This is a genomic window from Mycobacterium sp. E1715 (genome assembly GCF_001667625.1).
Classification (GTDB): Bacteria; Actinomycetota; Actinomycetes; order Mycobacteriales; family Mycobacteriaceae; genus Mycobacterium.
Map to the genome: position 1 here is coordinate 1 of NZ_LZJJ01000572.1, position 22,540 is coordinate 22,540.

Consider the following 22,540-nt stretch of genomic DNA (forward strand, 5'->3'; position numbering starts at 1 on the left):
CCACCTCCCCGATGGCGATCGTCATCAGGGCGCGGTGCTCGACGGCGCGGCGCATCGAGGTCACCAGCGGCGCGGTCTCGGTGTCGCGCAGCCGCAGCTTTATCCAGAGCTGCCTTAGTGCGCCGCCACTGCGCTGATGCGGTCCGTACAACTCGACGACCGCGGCGCCGTCTGGCTCCGCACAGCCGGCCGAGAGGACGAGCGGGCCGCGGCCGGCCGGGCGGACCACGGTGAGCCGGGTGACCACGAACCCGCGCCTTGCCATCGCGCGGACCGCGGCCTCGAGCGGCACCTCGAGCGCGGGGGTCCCGACCACGAGCACCACCAGCGAGCCGACCAGCCACCCGACCGCCAGGCCCAGCAGGGCGCGCGCCGGCACGATGGCGCTGACCACCAGGTGGATCGGCACGAAGGCCAGCAGCAGCGCCCACCACCAGTGCCGCCACCGCGCGGGCAGCCACGGCCCCGAGACGGTCAGCACCGCCGCCAGCATGCCGATCCAGCGCGGGTCGTCGAGGAACTGGCCCAGCACGGTCTGCAGCCGCTCGGAGAGGTCGAAGTGCCAGCGGGGCGCCGAAAACCCGTTGCCGCCGATCGACAGCGGTAGCGCCGCGAGCACCGCGGCGGCCGCGTACGCCCCGAGCAGCTTCCACTGCCGGCCGACGACCAGGCCGATCAGGATCATGAACGGCAGGGCCAGGATCGCCACGCCGTACGCGAGGTACACCAAATCGGACTGCCGCGGGGAGAGCACGCCGACGATCTGCGAGATCGACTTCTCCAGCGCGTCCCACTGCGGCCGGGTGATCAGCGAACTCGTGATCACCACGGCGAGGAAGGTCGCGCTCGCCGCGAGCCGCAGGATGTCGTTGGTGCGGCGGGTCAGCGGCTGCAGCAAGCTGCCGGAAACGATGACCTCGCGCCCGTCGACTCGCATGGTGTAACGATCCTTCGGATCCGTTCGGCGCCGCAAACAATTGCCGCTTGCCGGCTCGCCGACAACTTAACCGGATAGCCGGTTACGCGATAGCTCCCACCCATCCGGCGCGCGTACGGTCGAGTATGTAGGCGAACTATCGATTCGAGGGGATGCGCGTGGCCAGGACCGAGAACGACAGCTGGGAGATCACCGAGAGCGTGGGGGCCACCGCACTGGGCGTGGCGTCGGCGCGCGCCGCGGAGACGCGAAGCGACAACCCGTTGATCCGGGACCCGTTCGCGCAGGTCTTCCTCGACGCCGCAGGCGACGGGGTGTGGAACTGGCATTCGGCACCGCAGCTACCGGACGAACTCATCGAGGCCGAACCCGAATTGCCGCTGCAGATGCAGGCGATGGTCGGCTACATGGCCTCGCGGACGGCGTTTTTCGACGAGTTCTTCCTCGCCGCGACGCGCGCCGGAATTCGTCAGGCGGTGATCCTGGCCGCGGGCCTGGACGCGCGGGCTTGGCGGCTGTCCTGGCCGGACGGGACGACGACCTACGAGCTGGATCAGCCCCGGGTGCTGGACTTCAAATTGTCGACGCTGACCGAACACGGGGCAGAGCCCGCGTGCAACCGGGTCGCCGTCCCGGTCGACCTGCGCCACGATTGGCCGACGGCCTTGCGCGACGCGGGTTTTGACCCGTCGGCGCCCAGTGTGTGGTCCGCCGAGGGGCTGATGCCCTACCTGCCGGCCACCGCCCAGGAGCTGCTGTTCGACCGCGTGCACGCGCTCACCGCCCCCGGCAGCCGGGTGGCCGTGGAGGCGCTCGGACCGAAGTTCCTCGACCCCGAGTTCCGCGCCAAGCGTCGCGAGCGGATGGACCGGGTCCGCGCGCTGATGGCGCGCGTCGACCCGGACCGGCAGGTGCCGAGGACCGACGAGCTGTGGTACTTCGAGGAGCGCGAGGACGTCGGCGACTGGTTCCGCCGCCACGGCTGGAGCGTGACGGTCACGCCGGCCGACGAGCTGATGGCCGGCTACGCGCGCACGGCGGCCACGGAGGTCGCGGATGCGGTGCCGGGCAACCTGTTCGTGGCCGCGGAGCGCCCGCAGAGCTAGAGCAGGGCGCGGCATCCGCGGTAGTGGATCGCGCGCTCACGTGGTCACGCCCTAGCGCACCGCCCCAGGTAAGGAGCGCCCCGATGCGGGTATACCGATTCGACAACTCACGTGGACTCGACGGTCTGGAGATGAGTGACGAGCCCATCCCCGCCCCGCAACGCGGTGAACTGTTGCTCAAGATCCGGGCGGTGTCACTGAACTATCGCGACATCGCGATCCCGCTGGGGCGCTACGTGCGCGACAGCAAGTCCGGTCTCGTGCCGTGCAGCGACGCTGCCGCCGAAGTGGCCGAGGCCGGTGAAGGCGTTGACGACTACCACCCGGGCGACCGCGTCATGAGCATATTCCAGCCCAGGTGGTTCGGCGGCCCGCTACCGGCGACGGCGAACTCCGACAGCTACGGCAGCGGGCAAGATGGCTGGCTCACCGAATACAAAGTGGTATCGCGGGAATCGGTGGTAGCCACGCCGGACGCCTTGACCGACGAACAGGCAGCGACACTGCCCTGCGCGGCTGTCACCGCCTGGAATGCGCTGGGCGGCCCCACGCCGATCCGCGCCGGCCAGACTGTGTTGACCCTCGGTTCGGGCGGTGTCTCCGTCTTTGCCCTTCAACTGGCCAAACTGCTGGGTGCTCGGGTCATCGCGACGACGTCGAGCCTCGAGAAAGCACGGGCCCTGACGGCGTTGGGGGCCGACGATGTCATCAACTACCGCGACCACCCGCAGTGGAGTGAGCGGGTCCGCGCCCTGACCGACGGCCGAGGCGTCGATCGCGTCGTCGAAGTCGGCGGCCCAGCCACCATCGACCAGTCTTTACGGGCGGTCGCGATTGGCGGAGAGGTGACGCTGATTGGCTTCCTCAGTGAAGCCAACCCCGGCATCGACTACTTCCTCCTCAAGGGCGCCGGCGCGACAACCCGGTCGATCACGGTCGGGGACCGCGGCGATACGCAGGAACTGGTGCGCGCAGTCGGCGCCACGGGAATGCAGCCGGTGATCGACCGGGTTTTCGAATTCGATGATGCCGCAGCGGCGTTCAACCGAATCGCGGAAGGCGCGCACCTCGGGAAGATCGTCATCCGAGTGGGCTGACCAGCGTCGGGGGTTGCCTCGCTGCCTCGAGCCGCTCACCACCGCGACGCTGTCATCTATCGGTGGCGGCCGGACCGCTGAGGTGCATCGTCGTCGCCGCCCTCTCCTTGGGCGCCGCGCGCGTGGGCGCGCCACCGTTGAAATCCGCGGCGCGCGGCGAACGCGCCGACGATCGCCGACACGCACCACACCGCGATCGCCGCGTACGCCAACGGCGACGATCGGTTGCCGATCGACGCGCCCAGCGCGGTGTAGACGAACGCGCGCGGCACGGAACCGACGAACGAGCCAATGACCATCTGCCACAAGGGCACCCCGAACGCCCCGAAGGCATACGACGCGAGCGCATCGGAGATGCCCGGGACGAATCGCTGGCCGACGACCGCCCACAGCCCGCGCCGCTCGATAAGCGCGTCGATGCGGTCGGTGCGTTTGGTGCCCAGCAGCGCCCGGGCGCTGTCGCGCCCGGCCCGCCGGCCGATGAGGCTCGCGACGATCGCGGTGCCTACCGTCGCGCCGAGCGTCACGAAGATGCCGAGGAGGGGGCCGAACAGCAGTCCGCTGGCCGCGGCCAGGATCGAGCCCGGCACGAACAGCGCGCCGAGCACGGCCGACGCCAGCACGTAGGCCAGCGGCGCGGCCGGCCCCGTCGCGGAGACCACGCGTCGCACGTCGTCCACGTGGATGACGCGCGCGATGGCCACCAGGTAGAACATCAGGAGCAGGAAGGCGACGAACACGCCGAGGCGCACGATGTGGACGCGCCGGGATGCGGGTGCCGGTGTCGGCGCGGAGTCGTCGTCGTCGTCGTTGTTGTTGTCCATGCTGACCGCGATTCTTCCGCACCGTGCGCGGCCGTCGTAGAGTGCCACACATCAGGGAGTCGCATACCTGTGAGAGGCGTTCTTCGAGATGTCCGAGCACCCTGAGCGACCGCGCGGCAAGCGGATCGTCGTCTGCCTCGACGGCACCGCCAACCAGATCGGGGCCGGCAACCTCACCAATGTCGCCAAGCTGTTCGAGATGTTGGACAAGGACGATCCGGCCGCCCAACTCGCCTACTACGACCCCGGCGTCGGCACGCTGGCGCCCGCATCGGCGCACTCGTCGCTGTCGCGCACAATCGACCTGCTGATCGAGAAGGCGTTCGGCCTGGGCCTGAAAGGCAATGTGGCGCAGGCGTACCGGTACGTGATGCAGCACTGGCGCCCGGGCGACGCGCTCTACATCTTCGGCTTCAGCCGCGGCGCCTACACCGCGCGCGCGTTGGCCGGCATGCTGCTGCGGCCGGGGTTGCTGCGGCCCGGTTCGGAGAACCTGCTGCCGTACGCGGTCGAAAAGTACGCCATCAACCGATATTTCACCGAGGACGAGTACGCCCACTGGGCCGAGTTCGCCCGCGCGTTCTGCTGGCGCACCGAGGGCGAGCCGCTGTTTTCGACTGTGCGGCAGAACAGCCCAAATCAGGTCTGGCACCACGCGGTGCCGGTCGCCTACCTCGGCCTGTGGGACACCGTGAAGGCGGCCGGCTTCCTGAGGTTCGGCAACCTGCGCTGGCCCTACACCCGCTCGCTGCCCAACGTCGCGCGCATCCGCCACGCCGTCTCGATCGACGAACGTCGCCGGCCCTATCGCGAATACCTTGTCGAACGCCATCCGCTGGGGCTGGAGGAACGCTGGTTCGCCGGCGTGCACGCCGACGTCGGCGGAACGTTCATGCCCGATCACCGGCTCGCGACGATCGCGCTGAAGTGGGTCACCGACGGAATCGCCGGCGAACTCGCGATCGACGCAGCGGCCTACCGGCAGCAGTGCGCGGTGACCGAAGACTTCGCGGACGCGCCGATCCACCACAACGGCAAGCTCTGGTACCTGGTCGGCTGCCGGCGCCGGCCGATGGGTCCCGACGCGCTGGTGCATCCGAGCGTGCTGGTGCGCCGTCGCGACAACCCCGGCTACTTACCGAACCTGACCGAGGAGGCGCAACGGCTCAGCGCCGACCCGGCCGACTGGACGTCTCCCGCGATGTAAAGGAGAAACCGCCATGGCACTGCGTTCGCTCGCCGAGTTGGACCAATACAAAGCCGCGCCGTTCCCGCCCGGCTACCCCGACGACACGCGAACCTTCTACAGCCCGGTCGACCAGGTGCACGAGGCGCTCAAGGCCCTGCTGACGGCGGCCAACAAAAGCATCGTGGTGGCGATGTACGGCTACGATGACGCCGAACTGAATTCGGTGCTGCAGTCGGCGCTGAAGGACGAAAAGATGTACGTGCAAATGAGTCTCGACTCCACCCAGGCCGCGGGGAAGTCGGAGCGGGCTCTGCTGGCCCCGTGGCTCAATGACAAGATCGGCAACAGCATCGCCATCGGGCACAGCGAGAAGTCGGCGATCATGCATTTGAAGATGGTGATCATCGACGGCGTCGACGTCATCACCGGTTCGACCAACTGGTCCACCGGCGGAGAATCCAAGCAGGACAACCAACTCACCGTGATCCGCGACCCGTATGTCTGCGCGGAGGCCCGTTCGCGGATCGACATCATCCACGACGTGATGCTCAAGCAGATGGCCGCCGGCGCGCAATCCGGAGGCGCGCACTAGGGCGACGCCGCACTCAGGACGACTGCAGCCGCTGGGCCAGCCCGCTCGCGCGCACCGCCCGGCGGTCGATGGCCGCCCGCACCGACGCCTCGGTGCCGGCCACCCGGACCTTGGCCTTCGCCCGGGTCACGGCCGTGTAGAACAACTCCCGGGTCAGCAGCCGCGAATCCTCCGGCGGCATCAGCACCGTCACCTCGCCGGCCTGGCTGCCCTGGCTCTTGTGGATCGTCATGGCGTGCATGGTCTCGATGTCCGTGAGCCGGCTGGTCGCGAAGCTCAACGTTCCGGTGGCGCCGGCGATGACCGCCCGCAACCCGTCGTCGCCGACCACGACCACCCCGGTGTCGCCGTTGTAGACCTTGAGCCCATAGTCGTTGGCGGTCACCAACAATGGCCGGCCCGCATACCACGCGGACGACGGTTGCTGACCAGTCTCCTCCGCGAGCCAGCGCTCTACCTGCCGGTTCCAGTGCCCCACTCCGTAGGGGCCCCGCCGGTGCGCGCACAACAGCCGGTGCTCGTCGAGTGACGCCAGCGCCGCCCCGGTGGCGCCGAGGACGGCGGCCTGCCGCACCCGCAGCGCGTGCGATACCAGCACCGGGCGCAGCCGGTCGGCCGGCCCGTCGGAATCGAGCCACTCGACGTGCTCGCCGCCGGCCCGCAGCAGCCCCATCACGCGGTCCGCGTCGCCGACCCGGATCGCCTCGGCCAGCGCGCCGATCGACTCGCCGAATCGATGCGGTGTGCGCAGCGCCGCCACCCGCACGTCGGCTCGCGCCGTCAGCCCGTCCACCAGGTCGGCCAGCACCGCGCCGGCCTCCACCGAGGCCAGCTGGTCGGGGTCGCCCACCAGGATCAGCCGCGTATCGGGCCGCACCGCCTCCAGCAGCCGGGCCATCATCGTCAGCGACACCATCGACGTCTCGTCCACGACGATCACGTCGTGCGGGAGCCGGTTGCCGCGATTGTGCTTGAACCGCACCGACGTATCCGGCCGCGAACCCAGCAGCCGGTGCAGCGTCGTCGCCGGCAGCCCGGCCAGCCGGCCCCGGTCCGCCGCGTCCAGCCTCTGCACCTCGGCGGCGACCGCCTCGGCGAGCCGCGCCGCGGCCTTGCCCGTCGGTGCGGCCAGCGCGATTCGGGGCCGCGGCAACCCGGCGCTCTCGGCCTGCGCGGCGAGCAGCGCCAGCAACCGCGCCACCGTCGTGGTCTTGCCCGTCCCGGGGCCCCCAGTAAGCACCGTAACCGCTTGCGAGACAGCTATTTCCGCGGCCGCACGCTGTTCCTCGTAACCCGGGGGGAAAAGCCGATCCAAGTCCGGGGCGTCGCCCCTTACCCCGGGCATGGAGAGCGCGAGCAGGTCGGCGCACACCTGCTGTTCCTCGAGCCAGTACCGGTCCAGGTACAGAAGTTCACCGAACAGCCGCAGCACCGGCGGGGACCCGAGCAGCGGGCTGGCTCGCACGGCGGCCATCCAGCCGGCCGGGTCGGGCCACGGCAGGTCGGCGGCGCCGACCTGCGCCGCCACCGCCCGCAGGTCCACGCACACCGAACCGCTGCGCAGCGCCCGCACCAGCAGCCCGACCGCCAGCGCGACGCCCTCGTCGGGCTCGCCTGCGAGCGCCGTAAGCCGCTGCGCCACATGGACGTCGGCGGCCTCGAACACGCCGGCGTCGGTGTACGTCCGCAGCAGGCCCTCGGCGGTGATCGCCTCCAGCGTCACGCGACCGCCCTCCCATCGAGCAGGTCCGACAGCTCGGCTGTCAACGAGGCGGGCGGCCGCCAGCTGAACACTCCCGACGGATGACCGCCGACCACGGGGGTGGCCGCGCCGCACATTCCGCGCACGAACAGGTACAGGACACCGCCGAGATGCGCCTCGGGGTCGTATCCCGGCACGCGCCACCGCAGGAACCGGTGCAGCACAACGCTGTACAGCAGCGCCTGCAGCGGATAATCCGAATGCAGCATCGCCTCAACCAAGCGGGGCCGGTCGTAGTCGGCGGATGTCAACGGCCGGTCGGGGTCGCCGAGCCAGTTGGTCTTGTAGTCGACGACCAGGTAGCGGTGCCCCCCGCCGTCGGGCACCCGCAACACGGCGTCGACCGAACCGGTCAGATAGCCGCGCAACGGCTGGTCGCCGAGCGGGGGGCTGGCCAGGCGGTCGGCATAGGACGCCAGCGCGTCATCGGCCGGTAGGTGCGCACGCAACAACGCGGCCGTGTCCGCCAGCCGGATCTCGGGTGCGGTGGAACGCAGATCGCCACCGGCGAGCGGGAATTCGAAGTCCAGCTCGCGCAGTCGGTCCGAGAGCCCGATGCGCCGCAGCGTCAGGTCGCCGGCCAGCGGTCCCAGCGGCGTGTCATGCATGGGCACCATGGCCGCCGCGAGCTCGTCGGCGGGCACGTCGACCGGCCACCACACCGAGTGGGTGCGGATGTGCGCCTCGAGCTCGGCGGCCAGATCGGTGGCCAGGGGGTCGGCCGTCTCGAGCACGGCGTGCACCAGCGTGCCGAACTTCGCGCCCATCGGCAGGTCCGCCATCGGCGACGGCACCTGGCGCCCGGACGCGTTCTGCGCCAACGGTATTTCGCCGGCCTCGTCGTCCAGCTCGGTGACCTCCGGCTCGCTGCTGACGCCCGCGCCCGCGGAGTTTTCCGCGACCCGGATGAGGCCGGAGTAGGAGGTGCGCCGCCACCCGGTGTCAATGGCGCGGTGAAAGTGGCGGCTGTCGAGGTCGGCCGGCACCGGCGCCGGCGGCACGGACGGCGCGGCGGCCACCACCGACCGCTCGATCACCGGGCCGCCCGCCGCCTCCCATTCGCGCAAGCGGTCCAGGGCGTCGTCGTCGGGGATCTTCGCCGGCTCGCATCGGTCGGGCACGCACGGCTCTGAAGGCCGCCGGCCGCGCAGCAGCCGCGACAGCCCGCCGTTGGGTTCGTCGAACGCCGGCGACCACCACGCGACGACCTGCGACTGGGCCCGGGTCAGGGCCACATAGGTCAAGCGGCTGTCGTCGCTGGCGTCCTCCTTGCGGCCGAGTACCTCGACGGCCTTGAAGTCCGGGCTGTCCTTGCCGCCGATGTGCAGGCAGCGCACGCCGGCGTCGTGGAACAACACCACGTCGCGGTCCTGGGTGTTGCGGTTGAACGCGAACGGCAGATACACGATCGGGTATTGCAGGCCCTTGCTGACGAACACCGTCATGATCTGCACCGCGGCCGCATCGCTGTCCAGGCGCCGGTTGCGTTCGGGCGCACCGGCGCGTTCCTCGCGCTGCCTGCGCAGCCAGTCGCGCAGCGCCGGCAGGCTGGAGCGCTCGCGGTGGGCGACGTCCTGCAGCAGCTGCGCGACGTGCGCCAGGTCGGTCATGTGGCGTTCGCCGCCGCGGGCGGCCAGCACCCGGTCGGCCATCCCCGAAAGCTGCGCGGCCTCGAAGATGGCGGCGACGCCGCGCTCGCGCGCGTGGCCGGCCCACTCCCGCAGGGTTTCCGCGACCCGGTCGGTCAGCGCGTCACCGCCGGCCGCCAACGATTCCGCGGTCTCGCCGAAGAACATGGTGGCCGCCGCGGCGCGCACCATTCCCGGGCGGTGCGGCTGGTCGAACGCCTCCAGCAGGCAGAGCCAGTCTTCGGCCGCGTCCGAGCCGAAAACGTCGGAGTCGCCGGTGTACACCGCCGGCACGCCCGCGTCGCACAACGCCTTGAAGCAGGCGGCCGCGTCCTTGTGCTTCTCCACGATCACGGCGATGTCGCGGGCCTGCAGCGGCCTGCCCGCGAACGTCGCGCCGGCCGCCAGCAGGGCGCGGATGTCGGCGGCCAGGTCGGCGCCGATGTGGGCCCGCAGCTCGTCGATGGGCAGGTTCTGAATCCCGCTGCGCCCCAGGGTCGCTCGCTGGACCACCCGCAACCGGAACGGGTCGTTGTGCGGGGCGCCGGCGAGCCGGTGGCCCCGATGGTAGGCGTCGACGTCGTCCACGACGATCGCGGGATCGCCGAGTTGGGCGCCCCGCAGCACCACCTGCAGGCGCTCGACGAGCGCCGCGTCGCTGCGCCAATTGGTGGCCAGCGTCCTCTTCTCGCCCGCCGTCTCGGCCGCCCGCAGATAGGTCACGATGTCGCCGCCACGAAACGCGTAGATGGCCTGCTTGGGATCACCGATCAGGATCAGCGTGGAGCGCCCGCTGAACGCGCGGTCGATCACCTGCCACTGCACCGGGTCGGTGTCCTGGAACTCGTCGACCATCACGATGGGCCAGCGGTGGTGCATGCGCACCCGAGCGGGGGAATCGTCGGTGGCCAGCGCGTCGGCGAGCCGGCTCAGCAGGTCGTCGTAGTCCAGGACGCCCAGCCGGCGCTTGCGGGTGTCCAGTTCGGCCAGAACGTCTTTCGCGAACGTCACGCAGACGGCGGCCCGCGATCCGGGTTCGGGGTTCAGCGGCCGCAGCTGCGTCGACGGGTTCTTGACGACCTCGCGCGCCAGGCGCAGCGCCTCGCGATAGGCCAGCGCCGGATCGTCGCGCTCGCGCCCGAAGTGGGCGAGGTACAGATCGTCGACGATCTCGACGATCAACTCGTCGACGCTTTCCAGCAGCGTGACGTTCGCGGCGGTGTCGCCGGCCACGCCCAGTGACTTCAACACCAGCTGGCAGAACTGGTGGGTGGTGGCGATGGTCGCCGCGTCGAAGCCCGCCAGCCCGTCGCGGAGCCGCTGCCTGCGCGCTGCGCGTTCCTCGTCGGTGCCGTCGAGCAGGTATGCCACCAACTGGTTGTCGCCGGCGGCCGACGGGTCGTCGAAAGCCGCCACCGCGGCGACGATTTGGCCGCGGACCCGTTCACGCAACTCCTGGCTGGCGGCCCGGCCGAACGTGATCAACAGCATCTGGTCCAGCGTCGCGGCGCCCTCGGCGAGGTAGCGGGTCACCAGGCCGGCCAGCGCGAACGTCTTGCCGGTGCCCGCGCTGGCCTGCAGCACCGTGGTCGACCGATCGGCGGGCAGCGGGCCGAGCAGATCGAAGCGCTCTGTCACCTGCCCCATCTCAGGGCTTCCTTTCGGCCCGCAGCATCGGCAGCCAGACCCGCGCGGCGTAGGCGCCCAACCGGGTGTCTTCGCCGTCGAACTCCTCACCCGGCCGCACGGGCCGCATCAGATCGGACAGCCGGGTGTTCTTGCCCCAGGCCCGCAGGTGCGCCGGCTCCTCGTGCTCGTACTTCCACCGGTACTGCGCCTCGCGCAGCGGATCGTCGCCGCAGTGCCGCGCGGCCGCCCACGCGTAGGACGTCTTGATGGGCAGCGGAATCGGCTCCCGGCGGCCCGCGTCGTAGACCGCCACCAGCTCGCGCAGCAGTGTCAGGGCGTCGTCGCGCGGCCGTCCCAACCCCTCGACCCGCGGGGTGATGCCCCGCTTCAGGCGGCCGACGCACACCGCCGACCAGTCCCGGCCCGGGTCGTGAGCGATCAAGGCCAGCAACGGGATCCACGCCTCGAGCAGGTGCTTGCCGTCCAGCTTGGAGTACGTCACCGACACCAGCCGCTCGCCGTACACCGGCGACACCGTGCCCGTGAGCCTGCGCCCGGAGCCGAGATCGACGTCGACGTCATACGCCCGGGCGTCGGCCCCCCGGTATTGCTGCGCTTTGGCCGCCAGCAGCGCGGCCTGGTCGCGGACTTCCGTCGCGGTGCGCCAGCCCAGTTGGCCGGGCGGCAACGTGCCCCGCCGCCACTCGGCCTGCCGGGCATCGTCCGGCGTCCACCCGCGCAGGATGTCGCCCAGCATCCGGTCGCCGACGGTCCACTCCTCGAGGGCGTCGAGGTCGACGGGCATCGCGTCTTGCACGCCGTCGACGTCCCGCGGCAGGGTGAAGTCCAGCGCGCGGAAGAAGCCCTTAACCGGATCCTTGAAGAAGCCGACGAGGTCGGCCAGGATGACGTCGTCGGCGGGCGGTGGCGGCAGCGGTCCCGCGATGAACCGGGGTGCCTCGCCCCGCTCGCCCGCGGCGACCCTGGCCGCCCGCAACACGGTCGGGTCGAAGCTGAAGGGCACCGTCGGCACCAGCCTGCCCGGGATGACGTTGCGAATGTCGAAGGGCTGCAACGGATGTTCGACCACGATGCGCCCGCGAATCTTCTCGCCCGACACCGTCATGTCCAGCGTGTCCAGCAGTTCGGCCAGCGGCACCGCCGGTGGGCGCGGCTGGCCCGAGTACTCGTTGGCGCCGGTGTAGGTGATCACCAGCTTGTCGGTGGCCGCGCCGACCGCGTCGAGCAGCAATTGCCGATCCTCGGAGCGGATGTCGCGTTCGCCGGTCATCGGGTCGCGCGCCAGCGCGTCGTCGCCGTCGACGACGCCGAGCCGGGGGAACACCCCGTCGTCGAGGCCGACCAGGCACACCACCCGGTGCGGCACGGAGCGCATCGGGACCATCGTGCACACCGTCAGCGTGCCGGTGCGGAAGTTGGCGCGCGTCGGGCGCCCCGCCAGGCGTCCCTGCAGCAGCGCCCGGATGTCGGGCAGCCGCAGCGGTGTGTCGGCCCGCGGCCCGGCGTCGGCCAGCGTCGAAGCGAATTCCCGTTGCATCTGGCCGGTCTGCCACAGGTCCGCGTCGTCGACACGGGTCAACAGCTCGATCCCGTCGGCCAGCGCGGCCAGCCAGTCGCGCAACGGCCTGGTGCCCGTGAGCGAGTCGACCACGCGCTGCAGCCGCGACACGAATTCGGCGAGCTGGCCGGCCAACTGGACGCGGTTGCTGCTGACGTCGTCCAGGGGCAGTGTGGCGTCGATCCAAGCGTGCGAGTCGTCGGACATCGCGACGCCGGCCAGCACCCGGTCGATGCCGAAACGCCAAGTGTTGTGTACGAAGTCGACGTGGTAGGGCCGTCGGTGCTCCTGGTCGAACCCCCACCGGATGTTGGCCTGGCGGACCCAGCGGGTGATGGCCTCCAGGTCGTCGTCGGTGAAACCGAAGCGGGCCCGCACCGGCGCGGCCTCGGCGAAGTCGAGCACCTCGCTGGCGGTCACCCGGCTGCCCGCCAGCGCCAGCAATTGCGAGGCGACGCCGAGCAGCGGATTGGTTTGCAGCGGTGAGCGATCCGCGAGCCGCACCCGCAACCGGTGCGCGGGATGCGCGCCGCGCACCACGTCGCCGAGCCCGAAGTCGGCGACGATCAGCGGCGCGTACGTCTCGATGTCCGGACACATCACCAGGATGTCGCGCGGCTCCAGTGTCGGGTCGTCCTGCAGCAGGCCGAGCAGGACCTCGCGCAGGACGTCGACCTGGCGCGCCGGACCGTGACAGTTGTGCACCTGCACCGATCGGTCGTCGTCGGCGAGCGTACGCCCTTGTGGCCGAACGGCATTCGCGGCGATGTCGGACTGCAGCCAGCCGAGCAGCGTGTCGGGCCGCTCCGGCGCGGGCAGGTATTCGTCGGTGCGCGGGTCGGGGGGCAGGCCGCGTTGCAGCTCGCGCAGGTCGCGCCCGAGCGTCGCCAGCAGGGGATGGTTCACGCTGCGGTGGCCGGTGTCGGCGCGCCGCGGGATCGCCCCCCGGGCGCCGGCCAGCGCGCGCCACAGTTCGTCGCTGGGATGCGGCAGCCACAGGTGCAGGTCATGGTGGGTGGACAACGCGTCCAGCAGCTCCACGTCGGTGCACGCCAACCGGGTGTGCCCGAACAGCGACAGCCGCCCCGGCAGGTCGGCCGGGCCCCCGCGGAGCCGGGTCACGGCCCGCTGATGGCGGACGTGCGGGGGATCGGCGGGCACCGCGTCCACCAGCGCCCGCCAGAGCTCGGGCTGCCAGGCCAGGTCGGGGTCTAGGTCGCCCCGCTCGCCGGCCAGCCAATCGGCGAGCAGCCCCGGACGCTGCCTGGCGTACGAGGCGAACAGGCCGGCCAGCCGGCGCGCCACCGAGTATCTGCGCCCGCGGCGCAGCTCGGCCTCCGCCTCCGTCGACGCGAAGTGACCCAGATGCGTTGCCAGCGTGCGGCACCACGGCTCGTCCAGCGAGCAGTCGATCACGGCCAGCAGCGGCCACGCCATCGCGTCGGGCGACCACGGGTCCTCGTCGGCGGTGCCGGTGAGTTCGGCGATCAGGGACGCCGGGCTGCGGAACGCCACCCCGGCGCACACCCCGTCACCGCCGCGGGCGCGGCCGAGCACATGTGACAGCCGCTGGCTGAGCCAGCGTTCGACGCCGCGCGCCGGCACCAGCACCAGTTCCTCGGTGAAGGGGTCGGTCGGCGGGTCGGCCAGCAGGGCGCCGAGGCCGTCGGCAAGGAGGTCGGTGCGCTCGGCGCGGTGGAGATGAAGCGACATCGCGGTGCCACGATAGCCCCGGACACCGACACGAGTGGGTTACTTGGCCAGCGTGAACTGATTGATGTCGATGTAGCCGTCCCGGAACGCCTTGGCGCAACCGGTCAGGTACCTCATGTATCGCTGGTAGACCTCTTCGGACTGGATCGCGACCGCCTCGCTGTGGCGGGCCTCCAGCGCCGCCGCCCACAGGTCGAGGGTGCGGGCGTAGTGCAGCTGCAGCGACTGCCTGCGGGCCAGGTTGAACCCCATCTTCGAGGCGTGGAACTCCACCATCTCGATCGGCGGCAGCTGGCCGCCCGGGAAGATCTCGGTGGCGATGAAGTTGTTGAAGCTGGTCTGCTCCTCGGTCATCGGCAGGCCGTGCTCGACGATCTGCTCCGGCGTCAGCATGGTGATCGTGTGCAGCAGCATCACTCCGTCGTCGGGCAGGACGCGGTAGGCCTTCTGGAAGAAGTCGTCGTAGCGGTCGTAGCCGAAGTGCTCGAACGCGCCGATGGAGACGATCCGGTCGACGGGCTCGTCGAACTGTTCCCAGCCCTGCAGCAGCACCCGCCTGCTGTGCGTGGTGTCCATCGCGTCGAACAGCTTCTGCACGTGGGCGGCCTGGTGCTCGGACAGCGTCAGGCCGATGACGTCCACATCGTATTTCTCGATCGCGCGGCGCATCGTGCCGCCCCAGCCACAGCCGACGTCCAGCAGGGTCATCCCGGGCCGCAACCCCAGCTTGCCCAAAGCCAGGTCCATCTTGCGCAGCTGCGCCTCTTCCAGCGGGATGTCGCGCATGCGGTCGAAGTATGCGCAGCTGTAGGTCATCGTGGGGTCGAGGAAAAGCCGGAAGAAGTCGTCGGAGAGGTCATAGTGTGCCTGGACGTCTTCGAAATGCGGCGTCAGGTTCTCAGTCATGCCGGCTACGCGCCTTTCTGCATCCGGGGCCATTCAGCTGTACACGAGCGCGCGGCGCAGCTGGTTCACCATGGCTTCCCGAATGGGCCGGAATAAAACTTCGGCGTGCCCGTACGCGGGGAATTCCGACGACGTTACCCCTGTTTACCGGGGGTCAGGTGGAAAACGAGGAGGGACACATGGAGGCTTGGGACGCGATACGCGCCCGGCGCAACGTCCGGCAGTACCGGCCGGAGCCGGTTTCCGAGGAGGACCTGAACCGCATCGCCGAGGCCGGCTGGCGCGCGCCGTCGGCGAAGAACCGGCAACCGTGGGACTTCGTGATCGTCACCGACCGGGCGCAGCTGCAGGAGCTGTCGACCGTCTGGCAGGGGGCCGGTCACATCGCCGCCGCCGCGGCCGCGATCGCGATCGTCGTGCCCGTTCCGCCCGACGAGCGCCGGGTGATCACCGACAACTACGACGTCGGCCAGGCCACGATGGCGATGATGATCGCGGCCACGGACCTGGGGATCGGGACGGGCCACTCGTCGGTGGGGGACCAGGAGAAGGCGCGCGCCATCCTGGGCGTCCCCGGGGACCGGCTGGTCGCCTTCCTGCTCGGCGTCGGGTATCCCGCCGACCGTCCGCTCACCCCGATCCGCAAGCCGAACCGGCGCCCCTTCGCCGAGGTGGTCCACCACGGGCGTTGGTGAGGCAAGCCGCCGTAGGCTCGTCACCGTGCACGACCACCGGGGCGACTACGGAATCGACGGCTCGTTTCACACCCTCTCCGTGCGCTTGCAGGCGATCGGTCTGGCCGCCCAAACCGCCGCGCTGGCCGGGTGGGCCGCGCTGAGCTGGGCGCGCGGCAAGCGGCTGACCGCCGCGCTGGCGGCGACGTCGGCGGCCGGAATCGCTTCGAGCGCAACCCTTTACGTTTACGCCACGCGGGTGGGCAAGTTCGTGGTGTGGGCGCGGGTGCTCGACGAGCTTCGGCTTACGGGCGACGAAACGGTGCTCGACCTCGGTTGCGGACGGGGGGCGGTGCTGCTGGCCGCGGCGAAGCGGTTGCCGCGGGGCCGCGCGATCGGGGTCGATCTGTGGCATGCCGACCAGACCGACAACTCCCCGGAGGCGACCCTGGCCAACGCGGCGTTGGAGAGCGTCGCCGATCGCGTCGAGGTGCGCACCGCCGACATGACCGCCCTGCCGTTCGCCGACGCGAGCGTCGACGTGATCGTCAGCAACCTGGCCATCCACAACATTCCGACGGGCGCGGGCCGGCGCAAGGCCCTCGACGAGGCGGTTCGGGTGCTGCGCCCGGGTGGCCGGCTGGCGATCGCGGACCTCTGGGAGACCCGTCAGCACGCCGCGCACCTACGGGAGCTGGGTTGGCGAAACGTGCGTCGCCGCAACCTCGGATGGCGCATGTACTACGGCGGTCCGTGGTTCGCCACCCGGTTGGTCACCGCGACGAAGCCGGCGTGAGCGCCGGCGGTCCCGGAGGTACGCGCCCCCGGTCCCGGGCATGCTTGGGGGCTATGAACAGACATGAGATCACCGAGCAGATCGTCCTGGCGCGGCTGAGGCGCGGCCTGACGTGGCAGCAGCTGGCCGACGCCATCGGCAGGCCGGTGGTATGGACCACCGCGGCGCTGCTGGGTCAACACCCCATTCCCCCCGAGCCGGCACGGGTTCTCGTGGAGAAGCTCGGACTGGACGAGTCGGTGGTACCCGTGCTGGCGGCGCCGCCGATGCGTGGCGGGCTGCCGACCGCGGTGCCGACCGACCCGACCATCTACCGCTTCTACGAGGCCCTGCAGGTCTACGGCGGCGCCATCAAGGAGCTGATCCACGAACAGTTCGGCGACGGCATCATGAGCGCGATCAACTTCAGCGTCGACCTGCAGAAGAAGCCGCACCCGTCCGGTGATCGCGTCGTGGTGACCCTTGACGGGAAATTCCTTCCCTATCAATGGGTTTCGGCGGCGAACTGAAAACGCCTGCGACCGAACCGGTAGACCCCGCGCTTTCCGGCGGCGGCGCGGAACCGGTGAAGTGACGACGCTTCGCGCGCGTGTCACACTGGCGTCGAGGAGGCGAAGGGAACGCGGTGGCGGCCAGCAGCGGCCACCGCGTTCGCCGTTCAGCTCATCCTTCAGCATCGCGTTGGCGCAGCGCGCCCGCGCGCCTACAGGCCGAACTCGGCCTCGATGCCGTCGATCCCCGCGCGGATGGCCTTGAGCGCGTCGGCGCGGGCGCGCAGTTTCGTTGCGGCGTGGGCGTGCTGGCGCAGACCGGCGAATTCGCGCGCGGCCTCCTCGGCGCGGCTCACCACCATCTCCGGCAGCACGATCTCGTCGACGAAGCCGGCGGCCAGCGCCGTCTCGCCGAAGAACGTCTTGGCCAGCCCGGCGGCCTGCTGGTACGCCGACTGCGTCAGCCGCAGTTTCATGATCTCCAGGGCGGCGTACGGGATGACCATGCCGATCGCCACCTCGTTGGCCTGAATGTTGTAGGCGTGCGCGGCCACCCGGTGGTCGCCCGACGCGAGCAGGAACGCCCCCATCGCGATGGCGTGGCCGGTGCAGGCCATCACCACCGGCTTGGGATGCGACAACAGCCGGTAGGACAGTTCGAAGCCGCCGCGCAGCATGTCGATCGCCGGCTGCGCCTCGCCGGACGTCAGTATCTTCAGGTCGAACCCGCCGCTGAACACCCGCTCGTTGCCGGTGATCACCAGCGCCCCGGCGTTGTCCGCCTCGGCCCGGTCGATCGCCTCGCCCAGGGCCTGCTGCATCGTCGGGCCCAGGGCGTTGACCTTGCCGTCGTCCATCCGGATGACCGCGATCGAATCCTTGAGGCTGTAGTGGACCGGGCCGCTCATCGTTGCTGGGCTCCTTGCCGTCACGCCGGCTGGCTGTGGTGTTTGCCCAGGTCGTCCGGGGCCTCACTCCAGCGCAGGCTGACATCGGTGGGGTCGTCGAGCTGGCGGGTGCGCCATCTGTCCTGCGTTTCCCGCACGGCGCCGTTGATCCGTTCGATCTCGCCGCGGAACACCTCGGGGCGGGTTTCCTTGCTCGCGTAGTGGAAGTAGGTGAGCAGGCCGCGCAGCAGCTCCAGCTTCTGCTTCTCCCGCTTCGCCAGATCATGGGTGGTCATCAGCTCGATGCGCTGGACGGGCGGCAGGGAATCCCAGTCGAGCGTCACCTGAGTTTCCAGCGGATGGCGGTCGCGTTCCCAGAACCGCCAGCCGCGCGGACGCTCGGGTTGATCGAAATAGCTGATCGTGCCGGTGAAGCGGGACTCGATGCCGCTGCCTATCTCGGCGCGGTCCAGCGCCGAATCCCACACCATCCGCCATTCCTGGCCGGGGGCGAGGTACGGCAGCTCGCGGGGGAGCCGCAGTTCGACGACGTCGGCGTAGCCGTCGGTCGCGTTCTCGTACTCGGCCACCGTCGGCGGGTTGACGAAAGAGAATGTGACGTCGTACGCCGCGGTCTGGCCGAAGTTCCTGACCACCAGCTCGATCACGTGCCAGTCGGCGGGGTGCGGTTCCATGAACATCGAGACCTGCGGGCGCGTCTGCTCCGCGGCCAGCCGGCGGTTGCGGGTGATCTGCCTGTTGGTGAAGACCAGGGTGATGGCGGCGAGCGCAATCGCCGCCCACGCCGCCCACGCAATCCAGGTGCTGGATCCGACGTTTGTGATCCCGTGCCAGCTGTCCTGGATCCACCCCATGGAATCCACCCTCCGCTTATATCACAGGCCGGTGGCCGGCCCGTTGTGGTCGAGCGACCGTCAGCCGCCCATCAACATTCGCCATTGGGCGAGGTCCGCGGCGCGATACACGTAGTTGGAACGCTTGACTTCCGACAGCGAAGCGCTCGGTTCCGCCGAATACCAGTGCCCCGGAAAGACCGTCGGGTCACCGGGCAATGTCGCGAGTTGCTGCAGGCTGCGGTACATCTCGTCGGAGTCGCCGCCGGGAAAGTCGGTGCGCCCGCAGCCCTCCAGGAACAACGTGTCACCGGCGACCAGGCGACCGTCGAGCAGGAAGCACTGACTGCCGGGCGTGTGGCCGGGTGTGTGCAGCAACTCGATCTCGATGTCGCCGATGCTGACCTTGTCGTGATTCTCGTGGGCGGTGAGATCCCCCAGGCTGATCCCGGTCACCCGCGAAACCCATTGCGCCTCATGGGTATTGACGTGTACCGGCACAGCTTTGCGTTCCAGCAGCTCGGCCAGGCCCTGCAGCGAGAAGCCCATCATCGATCCGCCGACGTGGTCGGGATGGTGATGGGTCACCAGCACTCCGGACAGGTGCATGTCGTCGGCCTCGAGCGTGTCGAGAAGATCACCGGCCGCGTACGCGGGGTCGACCACCACGCAGTCGCCCGTTTGGCGGTCGCCGATCAGGTAGGCGAAGTTGCGCATCTGGGTCGCGAACATGTCGCCGGCGGCGAAGTCGCGGCCGGAGAGCAGTTGGCGAAAGTACAGCCGGTCCGTTGACACGTGACCAGACTAGGGCGTGCCCGGCCGGGGGCCACGGCCCCGGCGTGAACTTTGCCGGACACCGCCCGCGAGCAGCGATTGGGCTCACGCCCGCTGGGTATTGTTGGCGCATGAGGAAGAAGGTCGAAATCGAGATCGACGTCGATCTGATCGACGAGGCGATCCGCCGCTTCCATCTGGCCGATGCCCGCGAGGCCGTCAACCTGGCATTGCGCACCCTGCTCACCGAGGCCGACGCCGACGAACCGGCCGAGGAGTACGACGAGTTCAGCGACCTGAGCGCCTGGCGGCCCCGTCCCAGCGGTGGCGCCGCCCCGTAGCGCCCGTGGGTTTGGTCCGGTTGCGGGCCAGGCTGTACCCTCTTTTAGGCCCGCGGCACCGCGTCCGATTCGGGTGAACGGCCCCCTTAGCTCAGTCGGTAGAGCGTTTCCATGGTAAGGAAAAGGTCAACGGTTCGATTCCGTTAGGGGGCTCGGCGGACGCCGAGCAGGCGTGGGCGGCCCTACCCCAAAAGGGGTGGCCAGAGGCGATGTAGCTCAGTCGGTTAGAGCGAACGACTCATAATCGTTAGGTCGCCGGTTCGAGTCCGGCCATCGCTACAACACAACAACGCGCACTTTTTAGAGAGTTGAGAGAGAACCGTCATGGCTTCCAGTACCGACGTCCGGCCGAAGATCACCTTGGCCTGCGAGGTGTGCAAGCACCGCAACTACATCACCAAGAAGAACCGCCGGAACGACCCGGACCGCATGGAACTGAAGAAGTTCTGCCCGAACTGCGGCAAGCACCAGGCCCACCGGGAAACGCGCTAGCGGCGACCCGCGACCCGTTATTCGCCCCTGACTAGGTAGATTTTAGAGCCGTGCCGTTAAGCGAGAGCATCGTCGGGATGCACTACCGCTATCCCGACCATTACGTCGTGGAGCGGGAGAAGATCCGTGAGTACGCCGTCGCCGTGCAGAACGACGACGCCATGTTCCTCGAGGAGAAGGCGGCCGCGGAGCTGGGCTATGCCGGCCTGCTGGCGCCGCTGACGTTCATCTGCGTATTCGGCTACAAGGCGCAGTCGGCGTTCTTCAAGCACGCGAACGTTGCCGTCCACGACGCGCAGATCGTGCAGGTCGACCAGGTGCTGAAGTTCATGGCGCCGATCGTGGCGGGCGACACGCTGTACTGCGACGTCTACGTCGACTCGATGCGGGTTTCGCACGGCACCCAGATCATCGTGACCAAGAACATCATCACCAACGAGGCCGGTGATGTTGTGCAAGAGACCTACACGACCCTGGCGGGCCGTGCGGGCGAGGATGGAGAAGAGGGATTTTCTGATGCCACTGCGTGAGTTCAGCTCGGTGAAGGTGGGCGATCAGCTCCCGGAGCGGACCTACCCGCTGACCCGTCAGGACCTGGTGAATTACGCGGGCGTCTCGGGTGACCTGAACCCGATCCACTGGGACGACGAGATGGCCAAGGTCGTCGGCCTGGACACCGCGATCGCGCACGGCATGCTGACCATGGGCATCGGCGGCGGCTATGTCACCGCGTGGATCGGCGACCCCGGCGCGGTCACCGAGTACAACGTGCGGTTCACCGCGGTGGTGCCGGTGCCGAACGACGGCAAGGGCGCCGAGCTGGTCTTCAACGGCCGGGTGAAGTCGGCTGACCCGGAGACCAAGTCCGTGACCATCGCGTTGACGGCCACCACCGGCGGCAAGAAGATCTTCGGCAGGGCCATCGCGTCCGCGACCCTCGCTTAAGCCCATGGCGCTCAAGACCGACATCCGCGGGATGATCTGGCGGTACCCGGACTACTTCGTCGTGGGCCGCGAACAACTCCGCCAATTCGCGTTGGCCGTCAAGGACCGCCACCCGGCCCACTACGACGAGGACGCGGCCGCCGAACTCGGCCACGACGCGATCCTGGCGCCGCTGACCTTCGCGACGATCTTCGCCAAGCTGGTCCAGCTGGACTTCTTCCGCCACGTCGACATCGGCATGGAAAACCTGGTGATCGTCCAGGTCGACCAGCGGTTCGTGTTCTCCAGGCCGATCAAGGCCGGCGACAAGCTGTGGGCCCGGATGGACATCCACTCGGTCGACGAGCGGTTCGGCGCCGACATCGTCGTCACCAGGAACACCTGCACCGACGATCAGGGCCGGGTGGTCCTGCAGTCCTACACCACGCTGATGAGTCAGTACGCCGAGTCGGAGAACCTCAAATGGGACCCGGAGTCCGGCCAGGTCATGAGAACGGCGTAATTAGTATCTGGCTCGCGCGTCGATGTACACTCGGACCTCGGGGTTTTCCCAGCATTAGCGCGCTTTCCGGGATTCGAGCAACCGGGGGGCGCGCGTGTCATGTAAGCCCCGGTAGGTAAGCGCAGGTTGGCCTGCCAACCGCGAAGGGGCGTAGCTCAACTGGCAGAGCAGCGGTCTCCAAAACCGCAGGTTGCAGGTTCAAGTCCTGTCGCCCCTGCTGAACGCGACGTCTGGCGACGATGCGGGCCGCCCCGGCCCGAGGAGGAGCCGGACAATAGAAAGGCGTGCCATGGTGGACACTGGAATAGTGGCCGTTCACCACGGGACGGCCCGCGGGAGACCGGCAAACTTAAGGAGCATGCGGTGAGCGACGAAGGCGACGCTGCCAACGACGCCACAAGCGACGGCGCCGACAGGGAGGACGACCGCGCGAGCGGCGGCCGGACCGCTGTGGTGACGCGGCCGCAGCGCCCGACCGGCAAACGATCCCGGCAGCGGGTGGCCGACGCGGGCGAGGACGTCGACGTAGAGTCGGCGGACGAGGCCGAGGCCGCCAAGGAGGACAAGGGCGCCAAAGCCAAGAAGGCCAAGAAGGGCAAGAAGCCGAAGAAGCCCGGAGACCGTTCGGCCAACCCGTTCGTCTTCGTCTTCAACTACCTCAAGCAGGTGGTTGCGGAGATGCGGAAGGTCATCTGGCCGAACCGCAAGCAGATGATCACCTACACGTCGGTGGTGCTGGCGTTCCTGGCCTTCATGGTGGCGCTGGTCGGCCTCGCGGATTTCGGCCTCACCAAGCTCGTGCTGCTGGTGTTCGGCTGAGCG

At 69.5% G+C, this 22,540-nt stretch carries 21 protein-coding genes, 3 tRNA genes and 1 pseudogene; 16 read left to right on the forward strand and 9 right to left on the reverse strand.

The features are described from left to right. Positions 1-937 (reverse strand): annotated as a pseudogene (locus A9X03_RS27750) (TIGR00374 family protein); the annotation flags it as partial. Positions 938-1,095: 158 nt separating this feature from the next. Between A9X03_RS27750 and A9X03_RS27755 the strand changes: the two are divergent. Further along, positions 1,096-2,043, forward strand: coding sequence for a class I SAM-dependent methyltransferase (locus tag A9X03_RS27755; RefSeq protein ID WP_067754806.1), 948 nt, complete (start codon positions 1,096-1,098; stop codon positions 2,041-2,043). Between the two features lie 173 nt (positions 2,044-2,216). After that, positions 2,217-3,140 carry an NAD(P)-dependent alcohol dehydrogenase gene (locus A9X03_RS27760; RefSeq protein ID WP_231972830.1) on the forward strand — a complete coding sequence of 308 codons (924 nt, stop codon included), beginning with the start codon at positions 2,217-2,219 and terminating at the stop codon, positions 3,138-3,140. A gap of 56 nt (positions 3,141-3,196) precedes the next feature. On the opposite strand, the gene A9X03_RS27765 is transcribed toward A9X03_RS27760, so the two are convergent. Further along, the gene (locus A9X03_RS27765) at positions 3,197-3,964 is read right to left on the reverse strand and encodes a TVP38/TMEM64 family protein (RefSeq protein WP_067754743.1); all 768 of its coding nucleotides are present in this window, start codon (positions 3,962-3,964) and stop codon (positions 3,197-3,199) included. 88 nt (positions 3,965-4,052) lie between these two features. On the opposite strand from A9X03_RS27765, the gene A9X03_RS27770 reads away from it, so the two are divergent. Continuing rightward, the gene (locus tag A9X03_RS27770; protein WP_067754740.1) at positions 4,053-5,171 is read left to right on the forward strand and encodes a DUF2235 domain-containing protein; all 1,119 of its coding nucleotides are present in this window, start codon (positions 4,053-4,055) and stop codon (positions 5,169-5,171) included. A gap of 13 nt (positions 5,172-5,184) precedes the next feature. Then, the gene (locus A9X03_RS27775; protein WP_067754737.1) at positions 5,185-5,745 is read left to right on the forward strand and encodes a phospholipase D-like domain-containing protein; all 561 of its coding nucleotides are present in this window, start codon (positions 5,185-5,187) and stop codon (positions 5,743-5,745) included. A 13-nt stretch (positions 5,746-5,758) separates the two neighbouring features. Here the strand turns inward: A9X03_RS27775 and recD are convergent, their stop codons facing one another. Genes recD through A9X03_RS27795 form a run of 4 tightly spaced genes read right to left on the reverse strand, consistent with a single transcriptional unit; the run spans position 5,759 to position 14,962 of the window. Beyond that, positions 5,759-7,468, reverse strand: a complete 1,710-nt coding sequence (gene recD / locus A9X03_RS27780; RefSeq protein WP_068263980.1) for an exodeoxyribonuclease V subunit alpha — start codon at positions 7,466-7,468, stop codon at positions 5,759-5,761. Further along, on the reverse strand, positions 7,465-10,782 hold the full coding sequence (recB, locus tag A9X03_RS27785) for an exodeoxyribonuclease V subunit beta (RefSeq protein ID WP_067757377.1): 3,318 nt from the start codon (positions 10,780-10,782) through the stop codon (positions 7,465-7,467). Before recB ends, recD begins: the two co-directional genes overlap by 4 nt. Before the next feature lies 1 nt (position 10,783). Next, positions 10,784-14,056: an exodeoxyribonuclease V subunit gamma gene (gene recC, locus A9X03_RS27790; RefSeq protein WP_067757380.1), complete on the reverse strand. Its 3,273-nt coding sequence runs from the start codon at positions 14,054-14,056 to the stop codon at positions 10,784-10,786. Positions 14,057-14,095: 39 nt separating this feature from the next. Continuing rightward, on the reverse strand, positions 14,096-14,962 hold the full coding sequence (locus tag A9X03_RS27795; protein ID WP_067757383.1) for a cyclopropane mycolic acid synthase family methyltransferase: 867 nt from the start codon (positions 14,960-14,962) through the stop codon (positions 14,096-14,098). 179 nt (positions 14,963-15,141) lie between these two features. Between A9X03_RS27795 and A9X03_RS27800 the strand changes: the two genes are divergently transcribed. From A9X03_RS27800 to cynS, 3 genes are read left to right on the forward strand one after another with little or no spacing between them, the layout of a single operon-like run. Further along, a complete protein-coding gene (locus tag A9X03_RS27800; protein WP_067757462.1) occupies positions 15,142-15,657 on the forward strand; it encodes a nitroreductase family protein in 516 nt (171 codons plus the stop codon). A gap of 25 nt (positions 15,658-15,682) precedes the next feature. Then, on the forward strand, positions 15,683-16,432 hold the full coding sequence (locus A9X03_RS27805) for a class I SAM-dependent methyltransferase (protein ID WP_067757388.1): 750 nt from the start codon (positions 15,683-15,685) through the stop codon (positions 16,430-16,432). A gap of 53 nt (positions 16,433-16,485) precedes the next feature. After that, a complete protein-coding gene (gene cynS / locus A9X03_RS27810; RefSeq protein WP_067757393.1) occupies positions 16,486-16,941 on the forward strand; it encodes a cyanase in 456 nt (151 codons plus the stop codon). Positions 16,942-17,135: 194 nt separating this feature from the next. On the opposite strand, the gene A9X03_RS27815 is transcribed toward cynS, so the two are convergent. From A9X03_RS27815 to A9X03_RS27825, 3 genes are read right to left on the reverse strand one after another with little or no spacing between them, the layout of a single operon-like run. Then, complete coding sequence (locus tag A9X03_RS27815; protein ID WP_067757396.1) at positions 17,136-17,831, reverse strand: crotonase/enoyl-CoA hydratase family protein; 696 nt, start codon at positions 17,829-17,831, stop codon at positions 17,136-17,138. Between the two features lie 20 nt (positions 17,832-17,851). Next, a complete protein-coding gene (locus A9X03_RS27820; RefSeq protein WP_067757401.1) occupies positions 17,852-18,685 on the reverse strand; it encodes a hypothetical protein in 834 nt (277 codons plus the stop codon). Between the two features lie 60 nt (positions 18,686-18,745). Next, positions 18,746-19,459, reverse strand: a complete 714-nt coding sequence (locus tag A9X03_RS27825; protein WP_067757404.1) for an MBL fold metallo-hydrolase — start codon at positions 19,457-19,459, stop codon at positions 18,746-18,748. 110 nt (positions 19,460-19,569) lie between these two features. Between A9X03_RS27825 and A9X03_RS27830 the strand changes: the two genes are divergently transcribed. The 9 genes from A9X03_RS27830 to secE all read left to right on the forward strand — a co-directional run bounded on the left by A9X03_RS27830 (position 19,570) and on the right by secE (position 22,537). Next, the gene (locus tag A9X03_RS27830; protein ID WP_067757413.1) at positions 19,570-19,779 is read left to right on the forward strand and encodes a type II toxin-antitoxin system VapB family antitoxin; all 210 of its coding nucleotides are present in this window, start codon (positions 19,570-19,572) and stop codon (positions 19,777-19,779) included. A gap of 80 nt (positions 19,780-19,859) precedes the next feature. Further along, positions 19,860-19,932: transfer RNA gene (locus A9X03_RS27835), tRNA-Thr, on the forward strand. Between the two features lie 52 nt (positions 19,933-19,984). Next, positions 19,985-20,058, forward strand: a tRNA-Met gene (locus A9X03_RS27840). Positions 20,059-20,103: 45 nt separating this feature from the next. Then, positions 20,104-20,271, forward strand: coding sequence for a 50S ribosomal protein L33 (gene rpmG, locus A9X03_RS27845; RefSeq protein WP_007167776.1), 168 nt, complete (start codon positions 20,104-20,106; stop codon positions 20,269-20,271). Positions 20,272-20,321: 50 nt separating this feature from the next. Then, the gene (gene hadA / locus A9X03_RS27850) at positions 20,322-20,801 is read left to right on the forward strand and encodes a (3R)-hydroxyacyl-ACP dehydratase subunit HadA (protein WP_067757420.1); all 480 of its coding nucleotides are present in this window, start codon (positions 20,322-20,324) and stop codon (positions 20,799-20,801) included. Further along, positions 20,788-21,216, forward strand: coding sequence for a (3R)-hydroxyacyl-ACP dehydratase subunit HadB (gene hadB / locus A9X03_RS27855; RefSeq protein WP_067274995.1), 429 nt, complete (start codon positions 20,788-20,790; stop codon positions 21,214-21,216). The genes hadA and hadB overlap by 14 nt, the downstream gene beginning before the upstream one ends. 4 nt (positions 21,217-21,220) lie before the next feature. Beyond that, on the forward strand, positions 21,221-21,718 hold the full coding sequence (hadC, locus tag A9X03_RS27860) for a (3R)-hydroxyacyl-ACP dehydratase subunit HadC (protein WP_067757422.1): 498 nt from the start codon (positions 21,221-21,223) through the stop codon (positions 21,716-21,718). Positions 21,719-21,862: 144 nt separating this feature from the next. Beyond that, positions 21,863-21,935: transfer RNA gene (locus A9X03_RS27865), tRNA-Trp, on the forward strand. 146 nt (positions 21,936-22,081) lie between these two features. Next, positions 22,082-22,537 carry a preprotein translocase subunit SecE gene (secE, locus tag A9X03_RS27870; RefSeq protein ID WP_067757424.1) on the forward strand — a complete coding sequence of 152 codons (456 nt, stop codon included), beginning with the start codon at positions 22,082-22,084 and terminating at the stop codon, positions 22,535-22,537. Positions 22,538-22,540 lie beyond the last annotated feature (3 nt).

Bases quoted from the DNA above. Each gene is read 5' to 3' on its own strand.
- A9X03_RS27765 (WP_067754743.1), bottom strand. From the start codon at position 3,964: ATGGACAACAACAACGACGACGACGACGACTCCGCGCCGACACCGGCA.
- A9X03_RS27770 (WP_067754740.1), top strand. From the start codon at position 4,053: ATGTCCGAGCACCCTGAGCGACCGCGCGGCAAGCGGATCGTCGTCTGC.
- A9X03_RS27775 (WP_067754737.1), top strand. From the start codon at position 5,185: ATGGCACTGCGTTCGCTCGCCGAGTTGGACCAATACAAAGCCGCGCCG.
- recB (WP_067757377.1), bottom strand. From the start codon at position 10,782: ATGGGGCAGGTGACAGAGCGCTTCGATCTGCTCGGCCCGCTGCCCGCC.
- recC (WP_067757380.1), bottom strand. From the start codon at position 14,056: ATGTCGCTTCATCTCCACCGCGCCGAGCGCACCGACCTCCTTGCCGAC.
- A9X03_RS27795 (WP_067757383.1), bottom strand. From the start codon at position 14,962: ATGACTGAGAACCTGACGCCGCATTTCGAAGACGTCCAGGCACACTAT.
- A9X03_RS27800 (WP_067757462.1), top strand. From the start codon at position 15,142: ATGGAGGCTTGGGACGCGATACGCGCCCGGCGCAACGTCCGGCAGTAC.
- cynS (WP_067757393.1), top strand. From the start codon at position 16,486: ATGAACAGACATGAGATCACCGAGCAGATCGTCCTGGCGCGGCTGAGG.
- A9X03_RS27815 (WP_067757396.1), bottom strand. From the start codon at position 17,831: ATGAGCGGCCCGGTCCACTACAGCCTCAAGGATTCGATCGCGGTCATC.
- A9X03_RS27820 (WP_067757401.1), bottom strand. From the start codon at position 18,685: ATGGGGTGGATCCAGGACAGCTGGCACGGGATCACAAACGTCGGATCC.
- A9X03_RS27830 (WP_067757413.1), top strand. From the start codon at position 19,570: ATGAGGAAGAAGGTCGAAATCGAGATCGACGTCGATCTGATCGACGAG.
- rpmG (WP_007167776.1), top strand. From the start codon at position 20,104: ATGGCTTCCAGTACCGACGTCCGGCCGAAGATCACCTTGGCCTGCGAG.
- hadB (WP_067274995.1), top strand. From the start codon at position 20,788: ATGCCACTGCGTGAGTTCAGCTCGGTGAAGGTGGGCGATCAGCTCCCG.
- hadC (WP_067757422.1), top strand. From the start codon at position 21,221: ATGGCGCTCAAGACCGACATCCGCGGGATGATCTGGCGGTACCCGGAC.